Source organism: Riemerella anatipestifer, from assembly GCF_035666175.1.
In the GTDB taxonomy this organism is placed as follows: Bacteria; Bacteroidota; Bacteroidia; order Flavobacteriales; family Weeksellaceae; genus Riemerella; species Riemerella anatipestifer_D.
The window spans coordinates 1,548,893-1,570,246 of record NZ_CP142016.1 but is presented as its reverse complement, the minus strand read 5'-3'; the positions used below and the strand labels follow the sequence as shown (position 1 = coordinate 1,570,246).

Genomic DNA, 21,354 nt, shown 5'->3' with positions numbered 1-21,354 from the left:
CTTCTGAACTTGTAGTTTTTTCCCTAAAGAAAAATCATAGGACACTCCTAGCACAAACATATTTTTACAACCCGTTGTGCATTATGAAATGAAAAAAACAAGAGTTGTTTATTAGACTGAAAATCAGTATTATTTAAAATGCACAACGAGTTTTTGCTATAAAACGATATAAATGAACAACATAGAGCAAATATATGAAAGAATTTTGGAAGTTTTAGGACTTTTTTCAGAAAATCAACTGATTAGTTATCAGAGAAGAACACCTAAAATGAGCGATTTAGAAGTCATAAGTCTTAATATTACTGCTGAATACTTGAGTATTGATAGCGAATTACAGTTATTTAGAAAATTGCCAAACTCTCTGATAAACAAAATTGAAAGAAGTGTTTACAATAAGCGAAAACGAAGACTATCCCTACAAACAGAGCAAATTAGACAGCGTATTTCGATGGAGTTCAATGAGTTTGAAGATATTTTTATCGTTGATAGCATGCCAATGAAAGTTTGTGAAAATGCTCGTTCTACTCGTTCAAAAATTTGTAAAGAGCAATCCTATTCTTCACCAACATATGGTTATTGTGCTTCACAGAAATTATATTTCTATGGCTATAAACTACACGCAGTATGTTCTTTAAATGGTGTGATTAAGAATTTTGATATAAGCCCTGCATCCGTTCACGACATCCACTATTTAAAAGATATTGGTGAGCAAATGCGAAACTGTACTTTAATTGGAGATAGAGGCTATTTATCAGCAAAAGTTCAAATAGATTTATTTAACTATGCTAATATTAAATTAGATACACCAATGAGAAGTAATCAGAAAGATTATATTCCTCAATTTTCATTGTACAAGAAAAAGCGAAAACGAATTGAGACATTTTTCTCTCAACTTTGCGACCAATTTATGATTAAAAGAAACTATGCTAAAACTTTTGAAGGCTTTAAAACAAGGATAATCAGTAAAATAACCGCCGCAACGGTTATTCAATATATCAATAAATTTATCTTCCAAAGAAAATTAAATCATCTAAAAATCAGTATTATTTAAAATGCACAACGAGTTTTTACAATCAAAGATTTGTGTATTAGATTCATTCTGTACTGGACTAAAATCTAATGTTTTCATTTTATATTGTGCAGGTACCCCCATAAAATACATTCCTGTAGATAGTTTCCAATTTCCTAACTGATACGCCAAAAACAAATCATTCTTATTTTCTTCTGTATTAAGAAAAGATCCACCAACACTATAAACTGGAATATTAAATTGATAGGTCAAACTCCATTGTTTATATCTGGAAGTCAGCGTAAAATTATTCCTAACATAGCTTACCTTTGTTCTGTTTCCTTCCTGCGTTTCCATTAACATAGAAGTTGGCTGTAGATATAGTCGTAACACTAATAAATCATTAGCAAAAGGTTTTACCGAACCTATTATAGCTACTCCCGTTTCTCTATAAAATGGTATATTTTGGTAGTTAAGTACATATCCCCCAAGTCTAGAATTTTCTTGATAAAATTGAGCAAAATAATTTCTAACATTATTATAAAACCCTATAGTATTTAAATCAAAATATTTGCTATTGAAAGAATAATTTAATTGGTTCCTAAATTGCCTTTGAGGTTTTAAATCTGGATTCCCTGAACGGAATAAATTAGGCATCGTTTGCTCTAAGTTAGGACTCATCATTTCTCCACTTGGATTTATATTTTTATAGCTGCTGAAGAAACGAAAAGATTGTTTATCCCCCAGAGCATAAGACAAAACTAACTTCGGAGTTAATGCCCAGTCATTAGTAAAACTAGTAGCTGTTTTATTCTGTATATTATTAGCTCCTATACCCAAACGATAGCCAAGTTTATCCCATTTCCCATTATACTCTGTATAAAAGTACTGTTCCAAATAGTTTACTTCAAATTGAGAAGCTCCTAGTATATTATTAAGCTGATTATCCACATTAGTATTGGTTAAACGGTAACCACTCGTTAATTTACCTTTTTCAAACCTATGGCTGTGGGCAACCTCTCCTACAACTCCTGTTTGTATTGAATTTAGTTTCATATCATTGAGGAAAACTTCAGTGTTACTAGAGGTGTTCCATTCTCTACGATATTGATTAGAATTGGTCTTATAATAAGAACCTACAAAGTTGAAAATCAACTCATCTTTTTTACCTAAATTTTTAGAATAGTAAAGATCTATCGTAGGGCTTGTGTATTGCTCTGATGAATTATCCTTAACTTGATGCCTGTTCATTATATTTGTCTGGGTAAACAGATTAGAAGACTCTCCTTCATTATGATAAGTGAATGGGAAAATACTAAACTTGGCTTGGAAAGTATATCTCTCTGGCTCTACACGGGTATAACGCAATGCTATATCCTGATTCGTATAGCCAAATGCATCTCTTCCTAGTATTTCAGAAGAATAATGTATCCCATTGATATTATATGTCAGTATTTTTTTTGTTCTTCTATCATTATATTCCCTAATATTCAAGCTATACTCCAGTCCAAAATCATTTTTACCTTTGGTATAATTGGCATAGACCATTCCGTTCAAGAAACCCGTAGTAAGAGCGGAAGTAATGTCTGCCCCGTAAGAGTAACCTAATTCTGGATTTCTAGTAATCATATTTACAACCACATCGGCACGGTTTGCCCAACGAGCAGGAGGAATATCATAGTACTCCACTCGTACCACATTAGTTGGGGCAACACTCCTTATTTGGGCTTCGGTAGCTTCTATACCATTGATGAGGAACAAGGTTTTTCCTCCACGGATACTTTTGGTAGAATTATTTATAGGGTCGTGCACCAACTCTGGAAGTGTTACCAACAAATCCTTAGCATTATTAGCTTTCTCCAGAGCTGCTTTATCAAAGGTATAGGCAGCGTGGTCATTGTACTGCTTCTTGCGTTGAGATTTAATAATAACTTCTTGAATTTCCTTAGCTTTTGTAACAGAATCTGTCTTGAGTTCTTGTGTAAAACTTAAAACAGGCAAATGTAATAAAATTAATATAACTCCTCTTTTCATTATTTTTTATTTTTCGCTTCTTTAGGTTCCTAATTCTAATTGATTTTTTACTAAATGATAATAATTCCCCTTTTTAGCCACAAGCTCTTGATGGTTACCTAATTCTATAACTTTCCCTTTGTCAAGAACAATAATTTGATCGGCATTTTTAACCGTTGATAAGCGATGAGCTATGACAACCACAGTTTTCCCTTTGAAAAAAGACTGCAAATTATCATGTATAATCTTTTCATTATCAGCATCTAAAGCAGAGGTTGCTTCATCAAAAAATATATAATATGGATTTTTATACACAGCCCGTGCTATTAGAATACGTTGTCTTTGCCCTCCTGAAATACCATTTCCTGACGCACCTATTTTTGTTTTTAATCCTAATGGCAAAGAATAAATAAAATCCTCTATATTAGCTATTTTAATGGCCTTTTTCAACCTATCATAATCTACAATCTCATCTCCTGTAGCTATATTTCTCTCTATTGTATCAGAAAATATATATCCATCTTGCATAACTACACCACTATTTTCTCGAATACTCTGGGGAGAAAGCTCCAATATATTAGTTCCCCCGTAAAAAATATCTCCCGATACGGGCTTATAAAACCGTAGTAATAACTTCATAAGCGATGTTTTTCCACTTCCACTTGCTCCAACAATAGCAGTGATTTTTCCACTTGGAATCGTTAAGTTTATATCACTCAATATAAAAGGGGACTTAGGTCCTTCGTATTGAAAACTTAAATTTTTTAACTCTATACTTCTTTCGGTATTGAAATCCAGAGAAAGTTTCTTTAAACCTTCAAGATAAGAGGGAACTATTTGCTCTTCGTTAGGTCTATTTTGTACTTCATTAAGCCTTTCTAAACTTAGTTTAGCATCTTGAAGAGAACGAAAAAAATTGACCAACTGGTTGACAGGAGAGTTCATTTGACCTATAATGTAGGATATGGAAAGTAACATTCCTAGAGTCATATCTCCTTTTACTACATAATTAGCTGCTAAAAAGGTAACCAAAATATTTTTTAGTTGATTTAAAAACTCAAAGCCTGATAATTGGACTTGATTGAGTTTTAGAATTCTAATATTAAGCCGGAATAACTTTTTTTGAATATGCTCCCATTCCTTTCTCTTAAATTCTTCGAACTGATTAAGCTTCATTTCAGTCACTCCATTAAGAATCTCATATATAGACTCTTGATTTTCTGAGCGCTGTTGAAAACTATAATAATCTAAAATTTTTCTTTTCTTCAACCAAAAGAAAGACCACCCTACAGATATTATAGTGAGCACCAAGTATACTAAAAGTATTTTTAAATCATAATACCATAGTACTCCAAAGAATACCGAAAAAGTAATAATAGAAAAAAAAGTCGTTAGGCTTTGAGAGGTTAGAAACTTTTCAATTCTCTCATTGTCTTGGATACGCTGATTAAAATCCCCCATCATTTTGGTATCAAAAAACTTGATGGGTAGTTGAAGCATTTTTTTTAGAAAATCCGAAATAATATTAATACTTAAGTGTGTACCAATATAAAGCATCAACCAGTTTCTAAAAATCTCTATAGTTATAGCACCTAAAAAAACGCCTAACTGAGCCAGCAAAATGACAAAAATAAACTCTAAATCTTTAGCATTAACCCCTTTATCAATAAGAACTTCTGTTAAGAATGGGAAAATCAGTGTAAGACCACTTCCAAAAAATAACAGCAAGAATATAATACTCAATTGCTTCCGATAGGGTTTTAAATAATGTAATAAATAACCTATAGATATTTTTTCTTGTTTTGGCGGTTGTTTTTTATAAAATTCTTCTGTGGGGCTTAAGAATAAAACCACACCTCTATCTTCATCTGACAGCCATGATTTCTCAAATTTTTCTTGGGTAAGTGTTATAATACCATGAGCTGGATCAGCAATACAAAAGCGAATTCTGTTAGAAAAAAATGACTTTCTTATAGCAAATAAAACAACAAAATGATTTTGATTCCAATGTAGGATACAAGGAAACAATTTACTTTGCTTTAGAAGCTTACTTACACTAAGCTTTACCGATTGTGTTTCAATACCTATCTCTTTAGCTGCTTCACTAACTCCCAAGAGAGATACACCCTCTCGAGTAATAAAAGAATTCTCTCTGAGGTATTCTATAGAATATCTTCTTCCAAAATATCTTGACACCATTGCAAGACAAGCGGGACCACAATCCATTTGATCTTTTTGGGGAAAAAAATTAATTGAGGTTGATTTTATATACATTTTTAAAATATTTCTTTACATAAGGATACCTTATATCATATTCTTTTAAGCCAAAGAAATAAGCCTCAAGAGTTTTAGGAAATTCTACACTTGAACTAAATAAATCAATTCTATTTTCCAAAAAAAATACTCTTAAATGACTGTAAATATTCGAAGCCAATACTACGTCAATATACTTAGAAATATAGATACTATTATTCTCATATTTTTTCTTAATTTTGAAGAAGACAGAATCTATGACATAATTTAGATTAACATATAACTCCTCAGTGGATAATATTTTTAAATATGCCAGCATCTCTTCCGTCAATCTACAAAACCCCTTACTTTTAAAACCTCCAAACTCTAATAAAATAGATTCTACCATATTCATTGCTAAGTCAAATTCTCCCCTATCTATTTCTATTTTCACTCTATTAAGATTTTGCTCTAAATTAGCCCATATAGCATCATAACATCCCATATTAAACAATATCTCGTAATCAGTTAATGATTTTTGTAGCTTTAAGGAAGCATCCCTATACTCTTTATTTTTATAATGTATGAAAGCGTCCAAAGGTAATTTAATAGATCTCATTATTCTTTTACTTTCCTCCAAACATAACTTACTTTTACAAATATCATATTCCCTCAAAATTAAACTTACCAAGGCTTCTTTTTTATCAACAACATAGGACAAGGCTTCTCTAGTTTTCACATACATCATCATCATCATTATTCTATCTGAATCCGATACATTTAATAAATTTCCTTCTATTATCCTAAAAAAAATATGATAATCGGGATATCTCTCTATTCTTTCTTTTATAAATATGGTTCTCTGTTCCAATGTTTTTTCAAGTATCCTCATTAGTATAATTTTTTAATTAAATATTCCAATAACAAACGTTCCCCCATATTAAATTTAAAGCTAGGACAAGGTACTTTACCATTCATCCATTGTTTGGGGCATTCTCCCGAACACACAGGAAAGAATATACATTCTATACAGTTTGAATGAGTTCTATTCAAAATATCATTTTTAAAATTTCTTATAGGAGAAAGTTTTCTTCCTCCTTTTTCTAAATTTAGAAGATTTCCTTCCAAAAAAGACTTATCTGAATAAGCTGGAGTATAGGTATACTCATAACATGCGTAAATATTACCAAATGCATCGTGCACTTCTGAATCAATGTTATCTACCATGCAAGAAGAAGTCCTAACTTTAGGAATTAAATTAATATCACTCGTTGTGCATTTTAAATAATACTGATTTTTAGATGATTTAATTTTCTTTGGAAGATAAATTTATTGATATATTGAATAACCGTTGCGGCGGTTATTTTACTGATTATCCTTGTTTTAAAGCCTTCAAAAGTTTTAGCATTGTTTCTTTTAATCATAAATTGGTCGCAAAGTTGAGAGAAAAATGTCTCAATTCGTTTTCGCTTTTTCTTGTACAATGAAAATTGAGGAATATAATCTTTCTGATTACTTCTCATTGGTGTATCTAATTTAATATTAGCATAGTTAAATAAATCTATTTGAACTTTTGCTGATAAATAGCCTCTATCTCCAATTAAAGTACAGTTTCGCATTTGCTCACCAATATCTTTTAAATAGTGGATGTCGTGAACGGATGCAGGGCTTATATCAAAATTCTTAATCACACCATTTAAAGAACATACTGCGTGTAGTTTATAGCCATAGAAATATAATTTCTGTGAAGCACAATAACCATATGTTGGTGAAGAATAGGATTGCTCTTTACAAATTTTTGAACGAGTAGAACGAGCGTTTTCACAAACTTTCATTGGCATGCTATCAACGATAAAAATATCTTCAAACTCATTGAACTCCATCGAAATACGCTGTCTAATTTGCTCTGTTTGTAGGGATAGTCTTCGTTTTCGCTTATTGTAAACACTTCTTTCAATTTTGTTTATCAGAGAGTTTGGCAATTTTCTAAATAACTGTAATTCGCTATCAATACTCAAGTATTCAGCAGTAATATTAAGACTTATGACTTCTAAATCGCTCATTTTAGGTGTTCTTCTCTGATAACTAATCAGTTGATTTTCTGAAAAAAGTCCTAAAACTTCCAAAATTCTTTCATATATTTGCTCTATGTTGTTCATTTATATCGTTTTATAGCAAAAACAATATACTGATTTTCAGTCTAATAAACAACTCTTGTTTTTTTCATTTCATAATGCACAACGGGTAAAAGTATTATGAGTTTATACTAAACTCATAATACTTTACAAGCATTTACCTCGTTGTAACATCTACATCTATCTCTAGATTTGTAGAATTACCTTGTTTACAACACTGCATTGGACTACATCCTTGACATTTACACCCACCTCCTTTTAAAGCTGAAAGCGCTGTTGTATCAGTAAGTACCTCCATATCACTCACAGATTTTTTTAGTTTTAAATCCATGAAAGCTTGTCTTAATTTAGCATTTTTCATAATAAGTAATTATTAAAAATTATACTTTGAGAAATAGTTTTACTACATAACTCTCCTTATTGGTAGTCGCTTGCAAGCTATATTGAATATCTTTCTTTATTATTGCGCACTAATAAATACTTAATATATCAATTCATAATAATTCCATAATTTACACTTACTTTTCCTACATTTGAGCCCTCCCCTACACTCCATTTCACTTGTTTTTTTGGCATTGTTAATCTGATATATTTTTTATAATTTAGCCTAATGAAATGTACCAAATGTCAATCATCCAATAAGATTAAAGCAGGCTTTGCCAGAGAGCGACAGCGATATAAATGTAAAGATTGTGGCTATTTTTTCAGTGTTGAGAAAAAATCAGATGTAAAAACACTAGAACAAAAGCGTCTTGCTTTAGAAATGTATCTAGAAGGGTTAGGCTTTCGAGCCATTGGGAGGCTATTAAATATTAGCTATGGAACAGTTTATCAATGGGTTAAGAAATGGGGAGAATCTGTAGAGCTTCCAAAAAATGAAGTTCCTATTGAAATAGTGGAATTAGATGAGATTCACAGCTATGTACAGCATAAAAAAACTACTGTTGGAGCTGGATTGCTGTTGATAGACTTAGAAAAAGGTTCATCAGTTTTATTTGTGACAAACGGGACACAAAAACCTTCTTAAAACTTTGGGAGCAATTGAAAAACAGAAATATAAATGTTTTTTGTAGTGATTATTGGAAAAGTTATTCAGAGCTGATACCCAGTGAAAGACACGTAACCTCCAAAGCAGAAACCTTTACAGTGGAGGGATATAACAGTAAAATAAGGCATTATTTGGCGAGATTTAAAAGAAAAACAAAGTGTTACTCTAAGTCAAAAACAATGTTGGAAAATTCTTTAAAACTTTTGTTCTTGAAACTAAATAATGAATTGAATATAATAATTTAACAATACCGTTTTTTTTTATCAATCCCCCTGTCCCTACCTGATTTTACAATACTATCATTAATCTCCTCATTTAAAAGTCTATTAACTCTAACGGTAGTAGGTTTCACACTAAAAACATTTGTATCATCGTAGAAGTCCTCCCTCTGCTCACAGCTTTTCATAAACAATACTACCCCTATCAACATGCTAAGTTTCATTAAGTTTCTCATGACTTTATTTTTCTGAAATTTCCCACTTTCTAAAGCTAAAAAGCCTTTTTTATTCATACAATATTTTATGGTCAAAATTTAGGAAAATCAAGTCCTAATTCAAGAATTAGGACAACTAAAACAAACACTAAAATACTGAATTACAAAAAGATAAACAATATCGTCTTTTTTCTTTAAATTTGAGCAAAATTTAAGTATTCATATCTAATGATTTTTGGCTCTAGAATAATGCTTTACAGACTTTTTGTTTTATTTTTTCTTATCGAGGTTTCGTCTCTATCAGCACAATCTTATTCAGAGATTAGCTCAAAATATTCTCATTTAGACGAGAATGATCTATCTGCTATACCCTATATAAAACAATATATTGCAAAAGCAAAAAAAGAAAAAAATTATACAGAATTAGCCGAAGGCTGTCTAGATTTCAGCTATTATCATCCTAATGACAAAGTAAAATCAAAATATGCCGATAGTGCTGTTATAGCTGCAGAACTTTCTCCAGATATAGAAAAGACTGTTACTTCCTATGTAGCAAGAGGTAGTTTATACTACTTCTATTATAGAGATTTCAAGAAAGCTCTTAGAGATTATATCACCGCATTTAACTACTCTAAAAAAAACAAAGAAAACCCTTATAGAGACTATACCATTATCTACCATATAGGTGTTATAAAAAGCCACTTGGGCTATTATGAAGAAGCCTTAGAACAATTCAGAGAGTGTATTTCCTTTTTTGAACCATTTACCCGTAAAAAATTATCCCAAAATACTCTTTTCAATCATCAAAAGGGGTACTATAACAGTATGCACCAAGCTATTGTTTGTTACCAAAAATTAGGAAATTACCAAAAGGCGGATTCTCTTATAAAGGTAGGACTATCAGAGACTAAAGGTATGGGAAGTTTTTCACTAGAACACGCTTATTTTACAAAATCTAATGCTTTATCAAATTTTTATCAGAAGAAATATCATTATACCATATCTTCACTAGAACTAGCACTACCTTCAATCATAAAGAATAAAGACATAGCTGGAGAAAGCATTGGTTACCTCTATTTAGGCAAGTCTTATCTAAATATAAAACAGCGTAATAAGGGTATTCTTTATCTCAAAAAGATAGATTCTATTTTCAATACAAGTCGCCTCGTAATTCCTGAATTAAGAGAAAATTACGAACTCCTCATAAAAGATGCTCGTCTGCAGAACGATACACAACAAGAACTCTACTATATCAATCAACTCTTAAGCATAGATAAAGTACTTTCTAAAGATTTCAGCACCCTCTCCTCTAAAATCCATAAAGAATATGATACCCAAAAGCTATTAGATGCTAAGGCTGCTCTCGAGAAAAAAAGCTATTGGTGGCTTACCATAAGCTCTAGCGTTATATTAGCACTGTGTATAGTACTGTATTTTAGACGCAAAAAAGAAAAAGAAATTCATAAAAAATACTTAGAATTAGAGCGTAAAATAAAGGATAAAAAGCGTATTAATCTTACCAAAAGTACTCCCTCTGAAAAACCCAATATAGATCAAAAAATATTTGATAAAATTGTATCCCAACTAGAAAATTTTGAACATTATCAAGGGTTTACCGAAAAAGGAATTACCCTTTCTAAGCTATCCAAAAAATTCAACACTAACTCTAAATATCTATCCCAAGTGATTAGCGAAACTCGCCATACTAATTTTAATAGATACATTTCTGAACTACGCATCAACTACATTACTCATTTGTTATTTAATGACAAACGATATCTTAATTACACCATTGAGTCACTAGCTGAAAAATGTGGCATTCAATCAAGGCAAAACTTCTCAGACTTATTTTTAGAAATTAATGGCATACGCCCTACCGATTTTATAAAAAAGAGAAAAAAGTCAGTTGAATAAAGGGGATTTAATCTTAAAAATGATTCTTTTGGCATATTTAATGCTAATTTAAAAATGAATAACATTAAAAACGGTGTCTTTGAACCAAAATTATTGGAACGACAGATGGAAAGAAAATAAAATAGGGTGGGATATAGGATTCGCCTCTCCTCCTATTGTGGAGTATATGAAGCAATATCCTAATAAAGATGCTAAAATTTTAATCCCTGGATGTGGCAATGCTTATGAAGCCGAATTCCTCATAGAAAACGGATTTCAAAACATTACCCTTATAGATATTGCCCCAAAGGCTGTTGATAATTTGAAAATTAAATTCCACAAAAATCCTCATATCAAAGTGATATGTGAAGATTTTTTCAGGCATAACGGCAAATATGATCTCATTATAGAACAAACCTTTTTTTGTGCTATAAACCCTAATAAAAGAACCGATTATATTAAAAAAGTTCTATCTTTGCTTAAAGAAAATGGTCAAGTCGTAGGAGTTTTATTTAATAAAATATTTGAAGAGAAAGGACCTCCTTTTGGCGGATTATCAAATGAATATATAAATTTATTTGAACCTTTTTTTAAAGTAAAAACTTTAGAGCCTTGCTACAATAGCATCTCTCCTAGAGCCAATTCGGAATTATTTATTAACCTAATTAAAAAAGTTTAAAGCAATGTCAAACAACACAACAACCCACAACATAGAAGTAGAAAACATAAAATGTGGAGGCTGTATGAACAGTATAAAGAAAGCCATTCTTAAAATGGAAAATGTAGAAACCATCACCATAGATAAAGATACCGAAACAGTTACAGTTACTGGAGCTATAGCCCGTACTTCTCTTGTTGAAAAACTATCTAGTTTAGGCTATCCTGAGAAAGGTAATAATACTATACTAAAGAAAGCCAAATCTTTTGTAAGCTGTGCCGTTGGTAGAATGAGCGACCCAGTGGAGTAAAAATGATAGATTTTATTAAAAAGCATAAACTAAGCATTATAGGAGCAATAATAGGTGCCATAAGTGGCTATCTATATTGGAAATTTGTAGGTTGTAGCACTGGAACTTGTGCTATTACCTCTAAGCCTATCAACAGTACACTCTATGGAGGAGTAATGGGAGCTTTATTTCTATCTCTATTCAAAAAATAAATAAATCCATATTAACTTAAGCCTTGAAATCTCTAAACAAGATTTACAAGGCTTTATTTTATTAAGTCTATTGAAAACATCGGGGATATTTCAAAACAACTCATAGCGTTAATTATTTTAAAATAAGAATATTTTGATAGGTTATCTAAAGTTATTTCTGCCTCTTTAACCCGTCTTTTTTGAAGCAAATTTTGTCTCTGAACACCATTCAATAAGTAAGATTTTGGAGTAAACCATTCCCCATTTTTAAGGAAAATAAGATTGGAAAAGGTAGTATCTGTAATATATCCTTTTTGAGTAATAATTACCTCCGAAGCATTAGAGTTTTCTTTTAGTTGGTTTAAACTATCTCTGTCTTTATATTTAAGACTATAATCTATCTCAGGAGCTTCTACTATTTCAAAAGAGCTAAGTATAGGCGATTGATAAAGAAGACATTCTATCTCGTAATTACCTTCTAAATCATAAACTACTCTTATTTTATGCTTCTGTGGAGTTTTAATATCAACACTTCTAAGGATTTTCTCCAAATCAACAACCGAACTTCTATTAAACCTCTGAAAAGAACTATTTACTCTTTTTTGATGTAAATCAACCAGATAAAACTTACCATATTCCCAACAAATGCTTTCAATAAATTGGCACATAAATTTTGTTTTTCATTTCTTGATATTCGTCGTCAGGATTGCTTAAATGAGTAATACCTCCGCCACTCTTAAAAAATAAAGTTTCTCCTTCCTTTTCTATAAATCTTATCATCACACAAGAGTCCAAATTCTTCCCATCAAACCAACCGCAAACACCTGTATAGAAACCTCTGTTGTAGCCTTCTGCCTCCAATATAATTGCTTTTGTTTTAGGCTTTGGAGCCCCTAGTATAGAACCTGCAGGAAGTAATTTCTGCATTAAACTACCTATTTTATTTCTAAATTGAGGTTTTAGCATACCTTCTATCTCGGAACTCATTGCATACAAATCTCGCTGTTGAGTTTTAATAAAATCAATTCGCTGAAAGTCTTTAACTTTAACATTATCCGCTACTTGACTTAAATCATTTCTAAGTAAATCTACCACTGTATAATGCTCTGCCTTTTCCTTTACATCGTTTTTTAAAATCTCTGTAGCGTTTTCTAAAGAAGCATCTATCGTCCCTTTCATTGGGTGAGTGGCTATTTTATTATTTTTTATCTCCACAAAAGTTTCAGGAGAAAAACAAACAAATTGGTTGGAATAAAATATTTTATATTTGGCATTAGAGAAATAGAAGATGTCTTCCAACGACAGATTGGTTTTTATCTGGGTCTTTCTAGTGTAATTAGTTAAATAGGAATTTCCTTTTTTTAGATGTTTCTGCACTATACGAAAACCTTTGAGATACTCTTCTTCCGTTTCTGGAAATACTTCCCAATCGTAACGATGAGGCTTTGGAATGTTGGGCGTTGAGTTTATTTTAAAGTTTGGAAAATCTACTTTAAGCCCTGATTGTTCCAAATTTTCTAAAGTAAATACTTCTATTTTAGTCATCATAAAATCTATGATGAAAAGAAACGGAACACCCTCCAAAGAGAGTTTATCCATTAAAGCGAACTGATTTTCTGTAGAAAACATTTGGCAAAAATAAAGAATGCTTATTTTTGTGCAAAATAAATTGTATGAGTTCTAGCCCAGAGTTTAATAAAGTTAATAACATCAGCCAGATTTTACAGGATACTTTTGGCTACTGGCAAAAAACCATAGGCTTCCAAATACTATTTTCTGTTTTGTATTTTGGGCTACTGATGACTTTCGCTGTTGGACTTTTCAACTACTTTGGTTTGGAGACCGAGATGGAATCTTTCCGAAAGTTATTTTCTGGAAATTACACTATAATTTCCCAAACTCTAGCAGAACTGATGGAGAATACTTCTTTCCAGTATTTCGTATTTTCTATAATAATCGTAAAATCATTATTATATCCTTTGAATATAGGTTTTTACGAAATTTATAAAAAGATTGATTTAGGAGAAATCCCTTCCACATCGGATTTAATTATCGGCTATAATGGCTATTTTTTCCTTAGATTTTTTGGCTATCATCTATTTTGGTCTATGATTTATTCTTACGCAGGAATGCTTCAGCCTTTACCTATACTTTGGGTATTTCTTACGCTATTTGCAGCTCCTCTGATGTATTTTCTAAGGGCAGGTATTTTTACTAGTATTCATCTTAATTTTATGGCTTTGAAAGCTAATTTTACCACTATATTTGTGGGAGTTTTAGTAGCATTCATTTTCAGCTATGCTGGATTTTTTGCATTAGGCATAGGGAGTTTATTAACCTTCCCTTTTTGGAATGCGATGATTTATACCCTATATAAACAGATATTTAAAATTAAAGTAATACATCAATCATAACTAATTATATAAATAAAAATCAATGAGTAACAATAAATATAATGATGCTATAAGCAATACTAAAATTAAGCAAATAGCTCTTATCATAGTTATAGTAACATTATTCTTGCTGATGGCCTATCAGCTAGCTATGTTTATTCCTTCGTTGCTGGGAGCTATAACGCTTTATGTGATTTCAAGAAAATACAACCTCTACCTCATAGAAAAAAGAAATTGGAAGCCTTGGATTTCTGCCTTGGTTATTATGCTAGCTACGGTAGTTATCCTTATTTTACCACTCTATTTTTTAATTGATACTCTTATAGAAAAATTAGGCAATGCCCAAGCCTATATGGATAAGTTTAATGATTTTCTAGATAAAATACACTCTTATATTCTTTCTGAAGTACAAATAGACATTCTAAGTAAAGAAAACCTAGATAAGGTAAAAGAAACCGCAGGACAATTATCTACCTTCATTTTAAGTAGCACACTTAATACGGTTACCATTATTGCCTCTACTTATTTTCTTCTCTATTTTATGTTAGTAAAACCTAGAGTTTTTGAGCGTATTTTAACCAATGCTGCCCCTTTAAAGAAAACCAATGTTAACCTCATCAGCGAAAAAATAAGAAAAATGATTATTGCCAACGCTATAGGAATTCCTGTTGTAGCTTTTGGGCAAGGTTTTGCAGCACTGGTAGGTTATCTCATCTTTGGGGCTCCTAGCGTTATGCTCTTATTCGCCCTTACAACTATTGCCTCTATGATACCCATTGTTGGAGGTGCTATTATTTATGTTCCCGTAGCTATATTTATGGTAGCCGAAGGTAATACAATTCCTGGTATAGGACTAGCCATATACTGTCTTGTTGTAGTAGGACTTATAGATAATGTATTAAGGTTTACATTACTCAAAAAGCTAGAAGATATACACCCTCTTAATACAGTATTTGGAATCATTTTAGGAATGAATCTTTTTGGCTTTATGGGATTGGTATTTGGACCTATTTTAGTCTCTGTAACTTTACTTCTAATACAAATATATAGAGACGAATTTTCTGATGAAGACAATGTAGTTATTGCTTCCGATGAAGAAGCTCTCGCAGGTATAGCTACTACAGAAGATGTTGAAGAAAATAACACAAACTCTACCACTAATGAACCCTGAAATTCTGAGGGAAATATGCCTTACTAAAATGCCTTTTGGTAAATATAAAAACTACATCTTGGCAGACCTCCCCGTAGCCTATTTAGAGTGGTTTATGAGAAACGGTGGTTTCCCTAAAAATAAATTAGGAATGCAACTAGCCAGCGTTTATGAAATTAAAATCAATGGATTAGAAGAACTACTAAAACCAATAAGAAAAAGCCTCTAGCTTTCTTTCTTATTGGCTTTTACCCTTTTTACTTCATCTCGGATAAAAGGGTATTTCTGTAACATATCTTGTGCTAAACTAGGCTCCATTACTAATGCCGTAGCTAGATACTCCCTAGCTTCTTCCTCTTTACCAAGATTAAACAGCACATTACTCATTTGATAGTAAAACTCGGCTCTATCTTTGTGTAAAGAGATAGCTTTCTGTAAGATTTCTAAAGCTTTATTATACTGTCCTACCAACATCAGCACTTCGGTATAGGCATACCAATTATAAAATCTATCAGGTTCTGCCTCTACCATTTTTTCTAAACATGGTAAACTTTCTTCAAAAAGCTCCGAATCTATATACAAAAATGCCAACCTTTTCTGATAATCTACATTGGTTTCATTAAGAACGGTCGCCTCTTTAGCGAAGTGAAGAGCCTCTCTCATCTGTCCCATTTCTTCATATAAGAAAGATTGCTCCATCATAGAAAGGTAAAACTGAGGGTCTTCTACTAAAGATTTCTGAAAGGATTTTAAGGCTAATAAAGGCTTTTTATTTTCCTTATGACACAAGCCTATTTTGTAGTAAGTATACGCCTTAGTATATTCTAACTCTAGCATTTCTTCATATACCTCCACTGCTTTATCCCACTCTTGCATCGCCTCATAACAGGCAGCCTTATTGGCATAAACCCCAACAGAATTAGAGTTAATGGCTAAAAGATAATCAAATCCTCGTATGGCTTCTTCGTAGTTTTTTCTATTGAAATAAAACTGACCATACTCAAACCAAGCCGTCTCCGAAAAAGGAAATTCTTCTATGTAATGGTTAAGGAATTTTATAGCATCATCATTTTTATTTAGCTTGTAAAAACAAATCATTACATTTTCTAAAGCATAGTCATCATAAGGGTCGTGGTTAAGGGCTTTTTTATAATGTATTAAAGCATTGGAAGGGTCCTCTAAATTCACATATTCATCAGCGATGAAATTATGCAGAAAATTCTCCTCTTCATTTAGCGTTAAAGCCTTAAGACAGTAATCTATCGCCCTTCTAGGATTACCTAGATTAGAATAATATTTAGCACAACAAACTAGAAAATCTGTATTTTCTAAAGATGTCTCCCTTAGCTCGTTAATAAGCTCTTTAGCTTCTCTATACTGCTGTAATTCTAAAAGAACTTCTAGTTTTTTAGTTTTAATATCTAATGAATTAGGATGAAGTTTTAATGCAAAATTAACGGCAAGTTCGGCATAGGTAGTATCACCCAACTCCAAATAGTGGATGATGATTTCCTCCAAATCATCCGTATCGAAGTAGCGTTCCTCGTTATTTTCTATCATTTCTTCGAACTGCTTTGCCAGTTCATTTTCAAAAAACTCTTCCAAATTAATTTAAAACTTTGTTGTTTTCCTTATCAAAAAGAATGCTAAACCAATAGATAATTTAACTTTATTTAATCTTCTTTATATCAAACCCTTAATCTCCTCTATAATTCTATCAGCTAGTTCATCTGCTTCTTGTTGAGATTGAGCTTCTGTATAGATTCTAATGATAGGCTCTGTATTAGATTTTCTTAAGTGTACCCAATTATTAGGAAAATCTATTTTAACACCATCTACAGTGGATATTTCTTCGTTTTTGTAACGCTCTGTCATTTGTTCCAAAAGAGCATCTACATTGATATCTGGTGTAAGTTCTATCTTCTTTTTACCCATAAAATAGGCAGGATAGGTTTGTCTAAGCTCAGACACTGTTTTGTTCTCTTTAGCTAAGTGAGTTAAAAATAAAGCTACTCCTACCAAAGAATCTCTACCATAATGTAAATTTGGATAGATTATTCCGCCGTTACCTTCTCCACCTATTACGGCATTTTTCTCTTTCATCAAAGTAACTACATTAACCTCTCCTACAGCACTCGCAAAATAAGAAGACCCTAAACTTTGAGCCACATCTCTCAATGCACGACTAGAAGAAAGGTTAGAAATAGCTGCTCCTTTTTTCTTTCTTAAAAGATAGTCTGCCACGGCTACTAGCGTGTATTCTTCTCCAAACATTTCTCCTTTCTCATCTATAAGAGCCAATCTATCTACATCGGGGTCAACTACAATTCCTAAATCTGCTCCTTCTTTTTTCACCAATTCACATATATCGGTAAGGTGTTCTTTCAAAGGTTCTGGATTATGAGGAAAATGCCCATTAGGTTCACAATAGAGTTTTACAACTTCGCAACCCAACGCCTCTAAAAGAAGCGGAATAGCTATTCCTCCCGTAGAATTAACGGCATCTAAAACTACTTTAAACTTCTTAGCTTTAACTGCTTGTGCATCTACCATTGGTAGTGCTAATATTTTTTTGATGTGAATATCAAAAGCATCATCACGAGTTTCATAGCTTCCTAAACTATCCACATCAGCATAATTAAAATCTTCTCTTTCTGCTATCGAAAGTACCTCAGATCCATCTTTACCACTAATGAACTCTCCTTTTTCATTAAGTAATTTAAGGGCATTCCATTGTTTTGGATTATGGGAAGCCGTAAGAATGATACCTCCATCTGCATTCAACTCTGACACCATAACCTCCACTGTAGGCGTAGTAGAAAGCCCTAAATCTACAACATGAATCCCCAACCCTTGCAAAGTGGCTGTAACTAAAGAGGATACCATGCCTCCAGAAATCCTAGCATCTCGACCTAAGACTATGGTTAAGTCTTTCTTCTGTTTGGTATTCTGAAGCCAAGTTCCAAAAGCGGAAGTGAACTTTACGACATCTAGCGGCGTTAAGTTTTCATCTACTTTTCCGCCAATTGTACCTCTAATTCCTGATATAGATTTTATAAGTGCCATAGCCTAAATTTTATACCTGCAAAGATAATAAAAATATTAAGCCTTATTTCCATCCACCTCCCAAACTTTTATAGAGATAAACCGTTGCGTTCAGCTGTGTATTTTTAGCTTCTATAAATTCCATTTTAGCATCTAAGGCATCTCTTTGCGTCATCAAAACCTCCATATAGTCTGCCCTAGCATTAGTAAACAGAAGGTTTGAAATCCCTATCGCCTCGTCCAAATCTTTGCTTTGAGTGTGTTTTAAGTCAAAGTATTGTTGGTAATTTTTAATTTTATTCAAATTATTAGAAACTTCCATATAGGATTTGATGAGCGTTTTATTATACTCATACAAAGCCTGTAGTTGAGATGCATTTGCTGTATTAAATTTTGCTTTTATTGCTGATTTGTTAATTAGCGGCCCGACCAAATCTCCCACTATATTATAAGCTAAAGACTCTGGAAAATGAGTGAAGTAACTCGGTTTAAAAGCTTCTAAACCAGCTCCAAATGTAATATTTAAAGAAGGGTAAAATTCTTTTCTAGCAGCTTCTACATCTAACTTGGCAGCCTCTATCTCTAGCTCTGCTTGTTTAACATCTGGTCTATTAGCCAATAACTCCGAAGGAATACCTGTTTTAATAGACTGTGGTACGAGATCTAAAAATTCTGCACTTGAACGAGGAATAGGTTGATAGAATCTTCCTAGTAACAAATTGATATCATTTTCTTTCTCTAAAATGCTTTGTTGAACTGTATATAAATTCGCCGATGATTTTGCTAACTCAGCTTCAAATTTTTTAACTGATAACTCTGTAGTTGCAGCCGCCTGTTTTTGAATTTTAGAAACTTCCAATGCTTTTCTTTGAAGTTCAATATATTTTTTAAGATAAGAGTATTGGCTATCCAAAGCTAAAAGTTCATAATAGCTTTGTGCCACTTCTGCTATCAAACTTGAAAGCACAAAATTCTTACCTTCTACTGTAGCCAAATAGTGAGCTATTGCAGATTTTTTTTCTGTTCTAAGCTTATTCCAAATATCCACCTCCCAATCGGCTTGTAAGCCTACTCCAAAATTACCCAACGGATCTGGAATCGGCTTTCCATCTTCCATCTGTGTAGCTGCATCTCCTGCTCCTTCACTAGTATAACGCCCCACTTTTCTAACACCAGCAGTTGCCCCCACAGAAACTGTGGGAAGCAATCTTCCGTTTTTATACATTACATTACTTTTGGCTTTTTCTATCTCTTGTAATGTAATTAGTAACTCTTGATTATTACTAAGTGCCGTTTCTATTAAAGAAACTAAATTAGGATCTGTAAAAAACTCTCTCCAAGGTGGTGTCCCTGTACTTTTATTGGAAACTTCATCTTTTGTATAGCTTTCTGGTAGAGCCTCTTTTACATTATCTTTTACTTGTAATGGTGCTGGTGCTTTACAATTAACTAGCACTAAGCTACCCACTACCAATGATATATATTTTAGTTTAGTTTTCATCTTCAATTTCTTCAGTTAATGGATTAAGGTCTTCATATTCTGCCAACTCATTTTTTCCTGCTATTTTACCAAAAATAAGATATAAGCCAGGTATAAGTACTACGCCAAATATTGTCCCAATAAACATACCTCCTGCCGCTGCAGTTCCTATCGTTCTATTACCTATTGCTCCTGGACCTGTTGCCAAAGCTAAAGGGATAAGCCCCGCAATAAATGCAAAAGATGTCATTAAAATAGGACGAAAACGCATCACAGCTCCTTCTATAGCCGCTTTGAATATTGTAGCACCTTCGTTTTTTCTCTGCACTGCATATTCTACTATAAGTACCGCGTTTTTACCCAATAAACCTATCAACATTACTAGAGCAACTTGTGCATAGATATTATTTTCTAAAACCCGTTGTGCATTATGAAATGAAAAAAACAAGAGTTGTTTATTAGACTGAAAATCAGTATATTGTTTTTGCTATAAAACGATATAAATGAACAACTTAGAGCAAATATATGAAAGAATTTTGGAAGTTTTAGGACTTTTTTCAGAAAATCAACTGATTAGTTATCAGAGAAGAACACCTAAAATGAGCGATTTAGAAGTCATAAGTCTTAATATTACTGCTGAATACTTGAGTATTGATAGCGAATTACAGTTATTTAGAAAATTGCCAAACTCTCTGATAAACAAAATTGAAAGAAGTGTTTACAATAAGCGAAAACGAAGACTATCCCTACAAACAGAGCAAATTAGACAGCGTATTTCGATGGAGTTCAATGAGTTTGAAGATATTTTTATCGTTGATAGCATGCCAATGAAAGTTTGTGAAAACGCTCGTTCTACTCGTTCAAAAATTTGTAAAGAGCAATCCTATTCTTCACCAACATATGGTTATTGTGCTTCACAGAAATTATATTTCTATGGCTATAAACTACACGCAGTATGTTCTTTAAATGGTGTGATTAAGAATTTTGATATAAGCCCTGCATCCGTTCACGACATCCACTATTTAAAAGATATTGGTGAGCAAATGCGAAACTGTACTTTAATTGGAGATAGAGGCTATTTATCAGCAAAAGTTCAAATAGATTTATTTAACTATGCTAATATTAAATTAGATACACCAATGAGAAGTAATCAGAAAGATTATATTCCTCAATTTTCATTGTACAAGAAAAAGCGAAAACGAATTGAGACATTTTTCTCTCAACTTTGCGACCAATTTATGATTAAAAGAAACTATGCTAAAACTTTTGAAGGCTTTAAAACAAGGATAATCAGTAAAATAACCGCCGCAACGGTTATTCAATATATCAATAAATTTATCTTCCAAAGAAAATTAAATCATCTAAAAATCAGTATTATTTAAAAT

At 32.2% G+C, this 21,354-nt stretch carries 22 protein-coding genes and 1 pseudogene; 10 read left to right on the top strand and 13 right to left on the bottom strand.

Annotation, left to right across the window (positions count from 1 at the left end; all coding sequences use genetic code 11):
- The first annotated feature begins 172 nt into the window (after positions 1-172).
- Positions 173-1,051 (top strand): IS982-like element ISRa1 family transposase, encoded by an 879-nt coding sequence (locus VIX88_RS07705; protein WP_127919822.1) that lies wholly within the window; start codon positions 173-175, stop codon positions 1,049-1,051.
- On the opposite strand, the gene VIX88_RS07700 is transcribed toward VIX88_RS07705, so the two are convergent.
- The 6 genes from VIX88_RS07700 to VIX88_RS07675 all read right to left on the bottom strand — a co-directional run bounded on the left by VIX88_RS07700 (position 1,031) and on the right by VIX88_RS07675 (position 7,750).
- Complete coding sequence (locus VIX88_RS07700; RefSeq protein ID WP_081276945.1) at positions 1,031-3,043, bottom strand: TonB-dependent receptor plug domain-containing protein; 2,013 nt, start codon at positions 3,041-3,043, stop codon at positions 1,031-1,033. The two genes, VIX88_RS07705 and VIX88_RS07700, sit on opposite strands and share 21 nt — an antisense overlap.
- Positions 3,044-3,064: 21 nt before the next feature.
- Positions 3,065-5,296, bottom strand: coding sequence for a peptidase domain-containing ABC transporter (locus tag VIX88_RS07695; protein WP_064971246.1), 2,232 nt, complete (start codon positions 5,294-5,296; stop codon positions 3,065-3,067).
- Positions 5,271-6,146 carry a hypothetical protein gene (locus VIX88_RS07690; RefSeq protein WP_064971245.1) on the bottom strand — a complete coding sequence of 292 codons (876 nt, stop codon included), beginning with the start codon at positions 6,144-6,146 and terminating at the stop codon, positions 5,271-5,273. Before VIX88_RS07690 ends, VIX88_RS07695 begins: the two co-directional genes overlap by 26 nt.
- Positions 6,146-6,481, bottom strand: a complete 336-nt coding sequence (locus tag VIX88_RS07685; RefSeq protein WP_064971244.1) for an SPASM domain-containing protein — start codon at positions 6,479-6,481, stop codon at positions 6,146-6,148. The genes VIX88_RS07690 and VIX88_RS07685 overlap by 1 nt, the downstream gene beginning before the upstream one ends.
- Positions 6,482-6,534: 53 nt before the next feature.
- A complete protein-coding gene (locus tag VIX88_RS07680) occupies positions 6,535-7,413 on the bottom strand; it encodes an IS982-like element ISRa1 family transposase (protein ID WP_127919812.1) in 879 nt (292 codons plus the stop codon).
- 133 nt (positions 7,414-7,546) lie between these two features.
- The gene (locus tag VIX88_RS07675) at positions 7,547-7,750 is read right to left on the bottom strand and encodes a hypothetical protein (protein ID WP_064971326.1); all 204 of its coding nucleotides are present in this window, start codon (positions 7,748-7,750) and stop codon (positions 7,547-7,549) included.
- 249 nt (positions 7,751-7,999) lie between these two features.
- Between VIX88_RS07675 and VIX88_RS07670 the strand changes: the two genes are divergently transcribed.
- Positions 8,000-8,682, top strand: a protein-coding gene (locus tag VIX88_RS07670; protein WP_127919902.1) for an IS1 family transposase whose coding sequence is annotated in 2 segments (ribosomal slippage) — positions 8,000-8,327 and positions 8,327-8,682 — 684 coding nt in all. Because the reading frame shifts where the segments join, the coding sequence is not laid out codon by codon here.
- On the opposite strand, the gene VIX88_RS07665 is transcribed toward VIX88_RS07670, so the two are convergent.
- Positions 8,679-8,948 (bottom strand): hypothetical protein, encoded by a 270-nt coding sequence (locus VIX88_RS07665; RefSeq protein ID WP_064971048.1) that lies wholly within the window; start codon positions 8,946-8,948, stop codon positions 8,679-8,681. The two genes, VIX88_RS07670 and VIX88_RS07665, sit on opposite strands and share 4 nt — an antisense overlap.
- Before the next feature lie 171 nt (positions 8,949-9,119).
- On the opposite strand from VIX88_RS07665, the gene VIX88_RS07660 reads away from it, so the two are divergent.
- The 4 genes from VIX88_RS07660 to VIX88_RS07645 all read left to right on the top strand — a co-directional run bounded on the left by VIX88_RS07660 (position 9,120) and on the right by VIX88_RS07645 (position 11,922).
- On the top strand, positions 9,120-10,784 hold the full coding sequence (locus VIX88_RS07660; protein ID WP_064971049.1) for a helix-turn-helix domain-containing protein: 1,665 nt from the start codon (positions 9,120-9,122) through the stop codon (positions 10,782-10,784).
- A 73-nt stretch (positions 10,785-10,857) separates the two neighbouring features.
- Positions 10,858-11,442: a methyltransferase domain-containing protein gene (locus tag VIX88_RS07655; protein WP_064971047.1), complete on the top strand. Its 585-nt coding sequence runs from the start codon at positions 10,858-10,860 to the stop codon at positions 11,440-11,442.
- Between the two features lie 4 nt (positions 11,443-11,446).
- Positions 11,447-11,731 (top strand): heavy-metal-associated domain-containing protein, encoded by a 285-nt coding sequence (locus tag VIX88_RS07650; protein ID WP_064971046.1) that lies wholly within the window; start codon positions 11,447-11,449, stop codon positions 11,729-11,731.
- Positions 11,732-11,733: 2 nt separating this feature from the next.
- The gene (locus VIX88_RS07645; protein ID WP_064971045.1) at positions 11,734-11,922 is read left to right on the top strand and encodes a DUF6132 family protein; all 189 of its coding nucleotides are present in this window, start codon (positions 11,734-11,736) and stop codon (positions 11,920-11,922) included.
- A 53-nt stretch (positions 11,923-11,975) separates the two neighbouring features.
- Here the strand turns inward: VIX88_RS07645 and VIX88_RS07640 are convergent, their stop codons facing one another.
- A complete protein-coding gene (locus VIX88_RS07640) occupies positions 11,976-12,569 on the bottom strand; it encodes an aminotransferase class IV (protein WP_064971044.1) in 594 nt (197 codons plus the stop codon).
- Complete coding sequence (locus VIX88_RS07635) at positions 12,553-13,530, bottom strand: aminodeoxychorismate synthase component I (protein ID WP_064971043.1); 978 nt, start codon at positions 13,528-13,530, stop codon at positions 12,553-12,555. Before VIX88_RS07635 ends, VIX88_RS07640 begins: the two co-directional genes overlap by 17 nt.
- A 44-nt stretch (positions 13,531-13,574) precedes the next feature.
- Between VIX88_RS07635 and VIX88_RS07630 the strand changes: the two genes are divergently transcribed.
- The 3 genes from VIX88_RS07630 to VIX88_RS07620 are packed head-to-tail and all read left to right on the top strand — an operon-like array spanning position 13,575 to position 15,673.
- Positions 13,575-14,315 carry a hypothetical protein gene (locus VIX88_RS07630; protein ID WP_064971042.1) on the top strand — a complete coding sequence of 247 codons (741 nt, stop codon included), beginning with the start codon at positions 13,575-13,577 and terminating at the stop codon, positions 14,313-14,315.
- Positions 14,316-14,337: 22 nt separating this feature from the next.
- Positions 14,338-15,465: an AI-2E family transporter gene (locus VIX88_RS07625; RefSeq protein WP_064971041.1), complete on the top strand. Its 1,128-nt coding sequence runs from the start codon at positions 14,338-14,340 to the stop codon at positions 15,463-15,465.
- Complete coding sequence (locus VIX88_RS07620) at positions 15,455-15,673, top strand: DUF3820 family protein (protein ID WP_064971040.1); 219 nt, start codon at positions 15,455-15,457, stop codon at positions 15,671-15,673. Before VIX88_RS07625 ends, VIX88_RS07620 begins: the two co-directional genes overlap by 11 nt.
- On the opposite strand, the gene VIX88_RS07615 is transcribed toward VIX88_RS07620, so the two are convergent.
- The 4 genes and pseudogenes from VIX88_RS07615 to VIX88_RS07600 form a co-directional block, all read right to left on the bottom strand.
- On the bottom strand, positions 15,670-17,049 hold the full coding sequence (locus VIX88_RS07615; protein ID WP_004920461.1) for a tetratricopeptide repeat protein: 1,380 nt from the start codon (positions 17,047-17,049) through the stop codon (positions 15,670-15,672). The two genes, VIX88_RS07620 and VIX88_RS07615, sit on opposite strands and share 4 nt — an antisense overlap.
- 78 nt (positions 17,050-17,127) lie before the next feature.
- Positions 17,128-18,510 (bottom strand): phosphoglucosamine mutase, encoded by a 1,383-nt coding sequence (glmM, locus tag VIX88_RS07610; RefSeq protein WP_064971039.1) that lies wholly within the window; start codon positions 18,508-18,510, stop codon positions 17,128-17,130.
- A gap of 43 nt (positions 18,511-18,553) precedes the next feature.
- Complete coding sequence (locus VIX88_RS07605; protein ID WP_064964603.1) at positions 18,554-19,990, bottom strand: TolC family protein; 1,437 nt, start codon at positions 19,988-19,990, stop codon at positions 18,554-18,556.
- Positions 19,980-20,384 (bottom strand): annotated as a pseudogene (locus VIX88_RS07600) (efflux RND transporter permease subunit); the annotation flags it as partial. The gene VIX88_RS07605 and the pseudogene VIX88_RS07600, both read right to left, overlap by 11 nt.
- A gap of 88 nt (positions 20,385-20,472) precedes the next feature.
- On the opposite strand from VIX88_RS07600, the gene VIX88_RS07595 reads away from it, so the two are divergent.
- Positions 20,473-21,351: an IS982-like element ISRa1 family transposase gene (locus VIX88_RS07595; protein ID WP_004918508.1), complete on the top strand. Its 879-nt coding sequence runs from the start codon at positions 20,473-20,475 to the stop codon at positions 21,349-21,351.
- The last annotated feature ends 3 nt before the right edge of the window (positions 21,352-21,354 follow it).